The 12036-nt window shown below is 43.0% G+C and carries 10 protein-coding genes; all 10 read right to left on the reverse strand.

Annotated elements, in window-relative coordinates; genetic code table 11:
• Window positions 1–1083, reverse strand: a complete 1083-nt coding sequence (gene serC / locus DW125_RS05295) for a 3-phosphoserine/phosphohydroxythreonine transaminase (protein WP_021860683.1) — start codon at window positions 1081–1083, stop codon at window positions 1–3.
• 30 nt (window positions 1084–1113) lie between these two features.
• Window positions 1114–2790 (reverse strand): biosynthetic-type acetolactate synthase large subunit, encoded by a 1677-nt coding sequence (ilvB, locus tag DW125_RS05300; RefSeq protein WP_117537323.1) that lies wholly within the window; start codon window positions 2788–2790, stop codon window positions 1114–1116.
• A 46-nt stretch (window positions 2791–2836) separates the two neighbouring features.
• A complete protein-coding gene (gene ilvD, locus DW125_RS05305) occupies window positions 2837–4510 on the reverse strand; it encodes a dihydroxy-acid dehydratase (protein ID WP_021860685.1) in 1674 nt (557 codons plus the stop codon).
• 33 nt (window positions 4511–4543) lie between these two features.
• Window positions 4544–5629 (reverse strand): 3-isopropylmalate dehydrogenase, encoded by a 1086-nt coding sequence (gene leuB, locus DW125_RS05310; RefSeq protein WP_021860686.1) that lies wholly within the window; start codon window positions 5627–5629, stop codon window positions 4544–4546.
• A gap of 184 nt (window positions 5630–5813) precedes the next feature.
• Complete coding sequence (cdd, locus tag DW125_RS05315) at window positions 5814–6224, reverse strand: cytidine deaminase (RefSeq protein WP_117537324.1); 411 nt, start codon at window positions 6222–6224, stop codon at window positions 5814–5816.
• A gap of 14 nt (window positions 6225–6238) precedes the next feature.
• Entirely contained in the window at window positions 6239–7027 is a 789-nt protein-coding gene (udp, locus tag DW125_RS05320) for a uridine phosphorylase (RefSeq protein WP_117537325.1), read from the reverse strand.
• 139 nt (window positions 7028–7166) lie between these two features.
• Complete coding sequence (gene pflA, locus DW125_RS05325; protein ID WP_021860689.1) at window positions 7167–7904, reverse strand: pyruvate formate-lyase-activating protein; 738 nt, start codon at window positions 7902–7904, stop codon at window positions 7167–7169.
• Between the two features lie 40 nt (window positions 7905–7944).
• Window positions 7945–10197 carry a formate C-acetyltransferase gene (gene pflB, locus DW125_RS05330; RefSeq protein WP_117537326.1) on the reverse strand — a complete coding sequence of 751 codons (2253 nt, stop codon included), beginning with the start codon at window positions 10195–10197 and terminating at the stop codon, window positions 7945–7947.
• 297 nt (window positions 10198–10494) lie between these two features.
• Window positions 10495–10800 (reverse strand): preprotein translocase subunit YajC, encoded by a 306-nt coding sequence (gene yajC, locus DW125_RS05335; protein ID WP_021860691.1) that lies wholly within the window; start codon window positions 10798–10800, stop codon window positions 10495–10497.
• A 91-nt stretch (window positions 10801–10891) separates the two neighbouring features.
• Entirely contained in the window at window positions 10892–12025 is a 1134-nt protein-coding gene (gene tgt, locus DW125_RS05340; protein WP_117537419.1) for a tRNA guanosine(34) transglycosylase Tgt, read from the reverse strand.
• Window positions 12026–12036: the final 11 nt, after the last annotated feature.

The following is a 12036-nucleotide window of genomic DNA, read 5'->3' on the forward strand; positions in this document are numbered from 1 at the left end:
CTACAGATTCTCCTCTTCAAATTTCTTCATAAATGCAACTAATGCTTCTACGCCTTCAATCGGCATTGCATTGTATATACTTGCACGCATACCTCCGACTGTACGATGTCCTTTCAGATTCTCCAGTCCTGCAGCTTTTGCTTCTTTTACAAATTTCGCATCCAGTTCTTCATCTCCTGTAACAAAAGGAACATTCATCAGAGAACGATCTTCTTTTACAACTGTTCCTTTGAACAGTTTACTCTGATCCAGATAATCATACAGGATCTTTGCTTTCTTTTCATTACGCTCTTTCATGGCAGCCAGACCGCCCTGTTTTTTCAGCCATTTAAATACTTTTCCGCAAATATAAATGCCATAAGCCGGTGGTGTGTTATACAGAGATTTTGCATCTGCCTGTGTCTTGTAAGTCAGCATTGTCGGTGTACCCGGCAGTACATCTTCTGTGATCAGATCTTCACGGATGATCACAATCACTACTCCTGCAGGTCCGATGTTCTTCTGGACACCGCCATAGATCACACCATATTTGCTTACATCTACCGGTTCGGACAGGAAGCAGGAAGATACATCTGCTATCAGCGTCTTGCCCTTTGTATTCGGTAATGTTTTGTATTTTGTTCCATAAATCGTATTATTTTCACAAATATATACATAGTCTGCATCTTCAGAAACCGGGAGATCACTGCAATCTGGGATATAAGAAAATGTTTTATCAGCAGAAGATGCGATACGGTTTACTTTTCCGTATTTTTCTGCTTCTGCTGCGGCTTTTTTTGCCCACTGTCCGGTAATAATATAATCTGCCACTCTGTTCTTCATCAGGTTCATCGGGATCATGGCAAACTGCTGTGATGCACCACCCTGTAAAAAGAGCACTTTATAGTTATCCGGAATGTTCATCAGTTCTCTAATATCCGCTTCTGCAGTGTCAATAATTTCTTGGAACGACTGCGAACGATGACTCATTTCCATTACCGACATGCCGGTTCCATTGTAATCCAACATCTCGTCTGCTGCTTCTTTTAATACCTCTTCCGGCAAAACTGCCGGTCCTGCTGAAAAATTGTACACTCTTTTCATAGTCGTTCCTCCATCTAGCTAATTTATATGTTATTTTGTTTCCAGATCGGTCTCGTCAAAAGCTTCGCTGATCGCAGCTCCAGGTGCTACCATCGGCCATACTTTATCATCCTGATCGATCTGACAGTCTATCACAACAGGTTTCCCTGATGCTAACGCTTCTTTGAACGCCTCTTTAAATTCCGCCTGTGTTGTTACGCGAACACCTTTGGCACCCATTGCTTCTGCCAGTTTTACAAAATCTACTGCATCATTCAGTACAGTTGCTGAATAACGCTGTCCATAAAACAGATTCTGCCACTGGCGTACCATACCAAGTACATGGTTGTTGATAACAACCTGAATCACCGGAATGTTATGTCGGGTTGCTGTCGCAATCTCATTCATATTCATACGGAAACATCCGTCTCCTGCAATGTTGACAACAGTCTTATCCGGTCTTCCGGTCTTAGCTCCAAGAGCAGCTCCAAGTCCATATCCCATCGTTCCAAGTCCGCCGGATGTCAGCAGTGTTCTTGGCTTCGTATATTTGTAATACTGTGCTGCCCACATCTGATGCTGTCCAACTTCTGTGGAAATAATTGCTTCACCATTTGTCTGGCGGTAAATCTCCTCTACAATGAACGGACCTGTAAGCGCTTCCGGATGATAAGTCAGTGGATATTTTTCTTTGTAATCCATAATTTTCTTCATCCATTCCGGATGGCTCTGCTGCTCTAATTTTGCATTTATTTTTTCAAGAATTACTTTGATATCTCCAACTACACCTTCTGTGATCAGCACGTTTTTGTTCATCTCTGCTGCGTCCACATCAAACTGTAAGATTTTTGCATTCTTTGCAAATTTCTTTGCATTTCCTGTTACACGGTCACTGAATCTTGCACCCACTACGATCAAAAGATCACACTCGCTGACTCCGTAGTTGGATGCTTTTGTTCCATGCATTCCAAGCATTCCTGTATATGCCGGATCGTTTCCTGGAAATGCACCTTTTCCCATAAGGGAATCCGTTACTGGCGCATCTACTTTCTTCGCAAATGTATATAATTCTTCACTTGCTTCGGAAAGGACAGCTCCTCCACCTACAAATATGTACGGTTTCTTAGATTTTTTAATTAATTCCAATGCTTCCGCGAGTTCTTCTTCTGAAATCTTATCAGATGGTTCTACCGGTTTGATCTCCTCTTTTATATATTCTGTCTTATTTGCTGTAACATCTTTCGGAATATCAATAAGGACCGGTCCCGGTCTTCCGGATTTGGCGATCACAAACGCTTTACGGATCGTGTCAGCCAGATTGGCCACATCTTTTACAATATAATTATGCTTTGTGATCGGCATTGTAATACCGGTAATGTCAATTTCCTGAAAACTGTCTTTTCCAAGAAGTGACACTCCTACATTACAGGTGATCGCTACTACCGGAATAGAATCCATGTATGCGGTAGCGATTCCTGTCACAAGATTCGTAGCACCCGGTCCGCTGGTGGCGAAACATACACCAACTTTACCGGTTGCTCTCGCATATCCATCCGCTGCATGTGCTGCGCCCTGTTCGTGGGAAGTCAGGATATGAGTAATCTCATCACTGTGTTTATATAATTCATCATAGACATTTAAAATTGCGCCTCCCGGATATCCGAAAACAGTATCTACGCCCTGCTCTTTCAGACATTCGATGACAATCTCTGATCCTGTCAACTGCATACCTATCTTTCTCCTGTTCTGTAACCTTACTCTCTTATGTCTTGTCTTATGACTGTTTTGGAACTTCCAGAATAGCTCCTCTGTTTCCGGATGTTACCATAGAAGCATATCTTGCCAGATAACCGGTTGTAACTTTCGGCTCTCTCGGTGTCCATGCTGCTTTTCTCTTAGCCAGTTCTTCATCAGATACATCCAGTTCCAGTTTCAGATTCGGAATATCAATCTTAATAATATCTCCTTCTTCAACTAACGCAATCGGTCCGCCAACTGCGGCTTCCGGTGAAACATGTCCGATGGATGCTCCTCTGGATGCTCCACTGAAACGTCCGTCTGTAATTAAGGCAACACTGGAACCAAGTCCCATTCCTGCGATTGCAGAAGTCGGGTTCAGCATCTCACGCATACCCGGTCCACCTTTCGGTCCTTCATAGCGGATTACAACTACATCACCTTTTACAATTTTGCCACCCTTGATTGCTGCGATTGCGTCTTCTTCGCATTCAAATACTCTTGCCGGTCCTTCATGTACCAGCATCTCATCTACAACTGCGGAGCGTTTTACAACACTTCCGTCCGGTGCAAGATTACCTTTCAATACTGCAAGTCCGCCTGTTGGTGTATATGGATTGTCGATTGGACGGATAACTTCCGGATTTTTGTTGACTGCTTCTTTAATATTTTCTCCGACGGTTTTACCTGTAACCGTCATACACTCTGTATGCAGTAAGCCTTTTTTATTCAGCTCGTTCATAACTGCATATACACCGCCGGCTTCATTCAGGTCTTCCATGTAAGTCGGGCCTGCCGGTGCCAGATGGCAGAGGTTCGGTGTCTTCTCGCTAATGCCATTTGCAAAATCGATTTCAAAATCCATACCGATCTCATGAGCGATTGCCGGCAGATGCAGCATACTGTTTGTAGAACATCCCAGTGCCATATCTACAGTCAATGCATTTAAGATTGCTTCTTTTGTCATAATATCTCTTGGGCGGATATTCTTCTCAAGCATCTCCATAACTTTCATACCTGCATGTTTTGCAAGGCGGATTCTCTCAGAATATACGGCCGGGATTGTTCCGTTACCGCGGAGTCCCATTCCAAGCACTTCTGTCAGACAATTCATGCTGTTCGCTGTATACATTCCGGAACAGGATCCACATGTCGGACATACTTTATTTTCAAATTCACACAGATCTTCATCTGTCATTGTTCCTGCTGCATTGGCTCCAACCGCCTCAAACATGCTGGACAAACTTCTCTTTTGTCCTTTTACATGACCTGCAAGCATAGGACCGCCACTTACAAATACTGTCGGCACATTAATTCTTGCCGCTGCCATCAGAAGTCCCGGTACATTCTTATCGCAGTTCGGCACCATAACCAGTGCATCAAACTGATGTGCCATTGCCATTGCTTCCGTAGAATCTGCGATCAAATCTCTTGTTACAAGGGAATATTTCATTCCGATATGTCCCATTGCAATTCCGTCACACACAGCGATTGCCGGAAATACAATCGGTGTTCCACCTGCCATGGAAACTCCCTGTTTTACCGCATTAACGATTTTGTCCAGATTCATATGTCCCGGCACAATCTCATTATATGAACTTACGATTCCGACCAGTGGTCTTTCCATCTCTTCCTGTGTAAGACCAAGTGCATTAAATAATGAACGATGCGGTGCCTGCTGTTTTCCTTTTGTTACTGTATCACTTCTCATGTTTCTTTCCCTCCTGTAACCTTATTGACATTCCTATTCGATATATCCTGCGATCAGGTCTCCCATTTTCTCAGTTCCAACCTGTGTCTTTCCTTCTGACATGATATCAATCGTACGATATCCTTCTTTTAATACTTTTTCAACCGCATTCTCAATTGCATCTGCTTCTTTATCCAGATCGAAGCTGAATCTTAACATCATTGCCGCAGATAAAATTGTTGCGATTGGGTTTGCGATTCCTTTTCCTGCAATATCCGGCGCAGAACCGCCGCTTGGCTCGTACAGGCCAAATTTGGTTTCATTAAGGCTCGCACTTGCCAGCATTCCGATGGAACCGGTTACCATACTTGCTTCATCAGATAAAATATCTCCAAACATGTTCTCTGTAAGAACTACATCAAACTGTTTCGGATCTCTGACAAGCTGCATTGCACAGTTGTCAACGAGCATATGTTCCAGTGTTACTTCCGGATAATCCTTTGCAACTTCTTCTACAACTTTTCTCCACAATCTGGAAGAATCAAGTACGTTTGCTTTGTCTACACTTGTTACCTTCTTTCTGCGCTTCATAGCAATGTCAAAACCACGCTTTGCAATTCTGCGGATCTCATTTTCATTATATGTAAGTGAATCGTGCGCAGTTATCACGCCGTCTTCTTCTATGGTCTTTCTCTCACCGAAATAGAGACCTCCTGTCAGTTCACGCATGATCATCAGATCAAATCCGCCTTCTGTGATTTCTTCTTTTAATGGGCATGCGCCTTTCAGTTCATCATAAAGAATCGCCGGTCTTAAGTTAGCAAATAAATTCAGTTCTTTACGAATCTTTAAAAGTCCTGCTTCCGGTCTCTTGGACGGCTCTAACTGATACCAAGGTGAAGTCTTTGCATCTCCTCCGATGGATCCCATCAGCACTGCATCACTTGCTTTTGCTTGTGCAACTGTCTCACTCGTAAGCGGTACTCCGTGTACATCAATAGAAGCTCCACCCATCAGAAGCTGTGTGTAATTGCATGTATGTCCGTAAACATCTGCAACTTTGTCGAGAACCTTCATTGCTTCTGTTACAATCTCCGGTCCGATTCCATCCCCTTTGATCACACCAATATTTAAATTCATAATCGCTCTTCCTTCCTGTGTAAATATATCTTTCAACGCACTCACGTATCTATAAGAACCTGCCACCGGCAAAATCTTTCGAATGTTATATCACTTAAAACAGAGTGTGCTCTGTTAATATAAATAATATACATCCTATAATATCTTATTTTCTTACAGCTTTCAAGACTTTAATACGCTAAAATTACAAATTGTCTGCGCCGAAACCAAGTGGTAATAATTCTTTCAGGCTGTAAGTTACATATTCATCCTGACTTTTTGCCAGAATAATCTCTAATTTATCAGGATCTGCGAACTCCTGCATCACCTGTCTGCACACTCCGCATGGCGGGCAATAAGTATGCATACCTTTTGTATCTTCATTCACTATACAGATCTTTGTAAAATGTCGTTCTCCTTCACTGACCGCTTTGAAAAATGCCGTTCTCTCCGCACAGTTGCTTGGCGTATATGCGGCATTTTCAATATTACATCCGGTGTAGATTTTTCCACTCTCTGTAAGAAGCGCCGCACCGACTTTAAATCCCGAATACGGTACATAGGCATATTCAAGCGCAGAAAAAGCTTCTCTGATCAGTTGTTGTATACTGTCCATCTGTCGCTCCTTCCTTATATTTTCTGTTTTTTCCGATCTTCTCTTATCAGGCTACGGATTGCCTCAACCGCAGTTTTTATTGGAAGTTCCGTATCATGAACTACCGGATTGTCCAGACCTTCTTTTGCGCGTTCCTGGTTTGCCATCACCAAAAGCACGGTTCCTATCCGCACGCGAAGATAACTTCCTACTATATATAATGCAGCAGATTCCATCTCAGACGCAAGGCAACCCATTCTCTTCCATGCTTCCCATTTGTTCAGCAGCTCATAGCTTACCGGTTTGCTCTCCGGTGTATGCTGTCCGTAAAAGGAATCTTTACTTTCCACTACCCCGGCATGATAGGGAACGCACATCTCCTTCGCCGCTCCGATTAATGCATTCACGACTTCTATATCTGCTACAGCAGGATATTCTATCGGCGCATATTCTTTACTTGTTCCTTCCATGCGGACTGCTCCGGTTGCAATAACCAGATCTCCGCTTTTTACGGAAAGATCAATTCCTCCGCTTGTACCGACACGGATGAATGTATCTGCTCCTGCCTTTACTAATTCCTCCAGAGCAATTGCCGCCGAAGGACCTCCAATTCCGGTAGATGTGACACTGACCTTTACTCCGTTCAGTGTTCCGGTATAAGTTACAAACTCCCGGCTGTCTGCAACCAGTTTTGCATCATCCAGATGTTCTGCAATCTTCTTACAGCGTTTTGGATCTCCCGGAAGAATAACATACTTTCCAACTTCACCGGGTGCGACCTGTATATGATACTGTCTGTTTGGATCTTCCGAATAATTCACCATATCCAAATCCTCCCTTATCATTTTTCTTCTTATTATATCATGTTTTCCCGGATAGCTCCATAGCTGCCATTTGTCACAGCATTTTCCTCATCACAAAAAAAGAATGTGCCTTGGCACATTCCAGTATTTTCATATACTTTTATAAATATGATGCAGTCTTCAGAATCTCATTCGCATTCTGAATTCTTTCCTGCGTCGGAGGTTCGATGCCTTCCAGTCCGTAAGGGATACCAAGTTCTTTCCACTTGTATACTCCCAACGTATGATATGGAAGCACTTCCACACGTTCTACGTGATCAAGTTTCTCTATGAAATCATGCAGTTTCCATAAATAGTCGTCCCTGTCACTTCTTTCCGGCACCAGTACATGACGAATCCACATAGATTTACCTGTATCCGACAGGTATTTTGCCATATCAAGAATGTTGTCATTCTTCTGTCCGGTCAGAAGCACATGCTGCTCCTCATCCATATGCTTAATATCTAACATTACAAGATCTGTTACTTCCATCAGCTTTTCAAATTTAGAAAAGAATGGTTCTTCTCTTGTAAATGGATTACCACAGGTATCTAGAGTTGTGTGAACTCCTTTTTCTTTCGCTTTTGTAAACAGCTCCAGCAGAAAATCAATCTGCAGGAGTGGTTCTCCTCCACTGACGGTAATACCGCCCTTACTTCCCCAGTAAGAGCGGTATCTCAATGCTTTTTCAAGCAGTTCATCTGCTGTGTAAGGCGTTCCTGCCTGCATATTCCAAGTGTCCGGATTGTGACAGAACTGACAGCGCATTGCGCAGCCAGATAAAAAGATCACATACCGTACACCCGGTCCGTCAACGGAACCAAAACTTTCCAGAGAATGGATATATCCTTTCGTCATTGTTTTGCTCCTTTAGTATTTTTCAAATCAAATGTTCAGACTACATCTGCTCGTGGCATGTTCTTGCGATTACGTCTAACTGCTGCTCACGTGTCAGGTCAATGAACTTAACAGCGTATCCGGATACACGGATTGTAAAGTTTGCGTATTCCGGTTTCTCCGGATGTTCCATAGCATCACGCAGTTTGTCTACACCAAATACATTGACATTCAGATGATGTGCTCCGCGGTCGAAGTATCCATCCATAACATGTACAAGGTTTTCTTTTCTTTCATCATCGCTGTGTCCAAGTGCGCTCGGACTGATTGTCTGTGTATTGGAAATACCATCCAGTGCCAGCTCATATGGAAGTTTAGCTACGGAGTTCAGTGAAGCTAACAAACCGCTCTTCTCTGCGCCGTATGACGGGTTAGCACCTGGTGATAACGGCTCGCCACCTTTTCTTCCATCCGGAAGAGATCCTGTTGCTTTACCATATACAACGTTAGAAGTAATTGTAAGGATAGATGTCGTCGGTACAGAATTTCTGTAAGTGTGGCATTTGTTCAGCTTGTGCATAAATGTCTTCAGAAGCCAGATTGCCATGTCATCTGCACGGTCATCATCGTTACCATATCTTGGGAAGTCTCCCTCGATCTCAAAGTCAGTTGTAATTCCGTCTTCGTCACGGATTGGTTTAACCTTTGCATATTTGATAGCGCAAAGGGAATCTACTACATGAGAGAATCCTGCAATACCAGTTGCGAAAGAACGTTTTACATCTGTATCGATCAGTGCCATCTGTGCTGACTCATAGTAATATTTGTCATGCATATAGTGGATCATGTTCAGTGTATCAACATACAGCTTGCTTAACCACTCCATCATCTCGTCATATCTTTCCATCACCTCATCGAAGTCAAGATATTCCGATGTGATTGGTCGGTAAGCAGGTCCTACCTGAACTTTGTTCTTCTCATCAATACCACCGTTGATTGCGTATAACAGACACTTAGCAAGGTTTGCACGTGCTCCGAAGAACTGCATCTCTTTACCTGTCTCTGTTGCCGATACGCAGCAGCAGATTGAATAGTCATCGCCCCATACCGGACGCATAACATCATCGTTCTCATACTGGATTGAGCTTGTCTCTACGGAAATCAAAGCTGCAAACTTCTTAAAGTTCTCTGGCAGTCTTGAAGAATATAATACTGTAAGGTTTGGCTCCGGTGACGGTCCCATGTTCTTCAATGTGTGCAGGAAGCGATAATCATTCTTTGTTACCATAGAACGTCCATCCTGTCCAAGGCCAGCTACTTCCAGTGTTGCCCATGTCGGATCTCCTGAGAACAGCTCGTTGTAAGATGGGATTCTTGCAAATTTAACCATACGGAACTTCATTACCATATGGTCGATCAGTTCCTGAGCTTCTTTCTCCGTCAGTTTTCCGGCTTTTAAGTCTCTTTCAATATAAATATCAAGGAATGTAGAAATACGTCCGACACTCATTGCAGCTCCGTTCTGAGTCTTGATTGCTGCAAGGTATCCGAAATACAGCCACTGTGCTGCTTCTTTTGCATCTTTTGCCGGCTCTGAAATATCAAATCCGTAAGCAGCAGCCATTTCCTTCATCTCTTTCAACGCTTTGATCTGATCTGCAAGCTCTTCACGGAGACGGAAATCTGTTCCTTTCATACCATGTCTTGCATAACGCTCAAAATCATACTGTTTCTTTTCAATAAGAAAATCGACACCATACAATGCAACACGACGGTAATCACCTACGATACGTCCTCTTCCGTAAGTATCCGGAAGACCTGTGATGATCTTGTTATGTCTTGCTTTTTTCATCTCCGGTGTATAGATATCAAATACTCCCTGGTTGTGTGTTTTATGATATTTTGTGAAAATCTCATGCAGCTTTTCGCTTGGCTGATATCCGTAAGTTGTACATGCCTGCTCAGCCATCTTAATACCACCATATGGCATAAACGCTCTCTTAAGCGGTTTGTCTGTCTGAAGACCAACTACTTTTTCAAGATCCTTTGTTTCCTCACTGATGTATCCCGGTCCATAAGCTGTAAGTCCGGATACAACTTCTGTCTCCATATCAAGGACTCCGCCTTTGGCACGTTCTTCTTTCTGCAGTTCCTGAAGCTTTTCCCATAATGTGTTGGTTGCTTCTGTAGGACCTTCCAGGAAGGACTCATCTCCCTCATATGGTGTGTAGTTTTCCTGAATAAAATCTCTTACGTCTATGGAATGTCTCCAGTTCTCTCCGGAGAAGCCTTCCCACTGTTCACGCTGTGTCATCGCACATACTCCTTTCATCCTTCGTTTTCTGTTTTTCGTTGCAAAGTATATCATCTTGTGAATAAAATAGCAAGCATATTTTTGATAATCGTTCTCATTACAACGCTTGTACATGATTTTGTGCAATTTTGCCTGTTTTTGCGCCTTATATTGTATTTTCGCACGTACAAAACTGGTCTTTTTTATATAGTTTTTCTATATCTATATAGGTGCATGCAATATGCTAACATCAAGAATATATAAAAAAGGACGCCCTCTACGGACATCCCTTTCTGATATCTTCTTCAATTATATCTCTTATTCAGCAGATGCCTTCTCGACCTGTGCAATTGCTGCTTTCTGCATCGGGATACGGCAATTCTTGTTGTTACCGAATTCCACGATCAGATCATCATCACTGATGTCGATGATCACACCGTAAAAACCGCTTGATGTGAGTACTGTATCTCCAACTTCCATCTCTGCGATCATAGCCTGTACTCTCTTCTGTTCTTTCTTCTGTGGTCTGATGAATAAAAACCAGAATCCACCAAAGATCAATGCATATATTAAAACTAAAACAATCCCGTTTACCGGTGAACTCTGTGCTGCTAATGTAAACATATTTCTTCCTCCTAATATTTTTAAACACTATTGCTATCATACACAATAATGCAGGCTCTAGCAAGCTATTTCCCACAATTTCATAGAAATTTTACGAATTATTCCCCGAAACTGCGTCCAGTTTCCATTTCTTATATTCCTTATATCTTCCCGCTTCTATAGCATCCCGTATTTCTTCCATCATCGTATTATAGAAATACAGATTGTGAAGCACGCAGAGCCGCATGCCGAGCATCTCTTTTGCTTTCAGCAAATGTCTGATATACGCTCTGGAATAGGAACGGCATGCCGGACACTGGCATCCTTCCTCGATCGGCTTATCATCCAGTTCAAATCTGGCATTAAAAAGATTCAGTTTTCCATGATTCGTATAGACATGTCCATGTCTTCCGTTACGGCTTGGATATACACAGTCAAAGAAGTCTACTCCACGGTCAACCGCCTCCAGAATGTTTGCCGGTGTGCCGACTCCCATCAGATACGTCGGTTTGTTCTCAGGCAGATGCGGTACAACCGCATCCAGAATCCGGTACATCTCTTCATGTGTTTCTCCGACCGCAAGTCCGCCGATCGCATAACCATCCAGATCAAGTTGTGCAATCTCCTGTGCATGGCGGATACGGATATCTTCATAGACGCCACCCTGGTTAATTCCAAAAAGCATCTGCTGCTTATTGATCGTATCCGGAAGACTGTTCAGACGGTTCATCTCTGCCTTACAGCGTTTCAGCCATCTGGTTGTCCGGTCAACCGATTTTTCCATATAATCTCTTTTTGCAATACTCGACGGACATTCATCAAATGCCATTGCTATTGTAGACGCAAGATTAGACTGAATCTGCATACTTTCCTCCGGTCCCATAAAAATCTTGTGCCCGTCTATATGGGAGTTGAAATAAACTCCTTCTTCTTTGATTCTTCTGAGTCCTGCCAGAGAAAAAACCTGAAACCCGCCGGAATCTGTAAGGATTGGCTTATCCCAGGTCATAAATTTATGAAGACCGCCCAGCTTTTTCACAACTTCATCTCCCGGACGCACATGGAGATGATACGTATTTGAAAGTTCCACCTGCGTCTTGATCTGCTGGAGGTCATCTGTGGAAACTGCGCCCTTGATCGCGGCCGCCGTTCCCACATTCATAAATACAGGTGTCTCTATAACACCATGCACTGTATGCAATCTTCCTCTTTTGGCAAGACCATCTTTTTTAATTAATTCATACATGATCTTATCCT

This window comes from Dorea sp. AM10-31 (assembly GCF_003435815.1).
Classification (GTDB): Bacteria; Bacillota; Clostridia; order Lachnospirales; family Lachnospiraceae; genus Dorea_D; species Dorea_D hominis.

Excerpts from the sequence above, each read along its gene's own strand:
- cdd (WP_117537324.1), bottom strand. The coding sequence starts at position 6,224 with ATGGACAGTATACAACAACTGATCAGAGAAGCTTTTTCTGCGCTTGAA.
- leuB (WP_021860686.1), bottom strand. The coding sequence starts at position 5,629 with ATGAATTTAAATATTGGTGTGATCAAAGGGGATGGAATCGGACCGGAG.
- ilvB (WP_117537323.1), bottom strand. The coding sequence starts at position 2,790 with ATGCAGTTGACAGGATCAGAGATTGTCATCGAATGTCTGAAAGAGCAG.
- pflB (WP_117537326.1), bottom strand. The coding sequence starts at position 10,197 with ATGACACAGCGTGAACAGTGGGAAGGCTTCTCCGGAGAGAACTGGAGA.
- yajC (WP_021860691.1), bottom strand. The coding sequence starts at position 10,800 with ATGTTTACATTAGCAGCACAGAGTTCACCGGTAAACGGGATTGTTTTA.
- serC (WP_021860683.1), bottom strand. The coding sequence starts at position 1,083 with ATGAAAAGAGTGTACAATTTTTCAGCAGGACCGGCAGTTTTGCCGGAA.
- pflA (WP_021860689.1), bottom strand. The coding sequence starts at position 7,904 with ATGACGAAAGGATATATCCATTCTCTGGAAAGTTTTGGTTCCGTTGAC.
- udp (WP_117537325.1), bottom strand. The coding sequence starts at position 7,027 with ATGGTGAATTATTCGGAAGATCCAAACAGACAGTATCATATACAGGTC.
- ilvD (WP_021860685.1), bottom strand. The coding sequence starts at position 4,510 with ATGAGAAGTGATACAGTAACAAAAGGAAAACAGCAGGCACCGCATCGT.
- tgt (WP_117537419.1), bottom strand. The coding sequence starts at position 12,025 with ATGTATGAATTAATTAAAAAAGATGGTCTTGCCAAAAGAGGAAGATTG.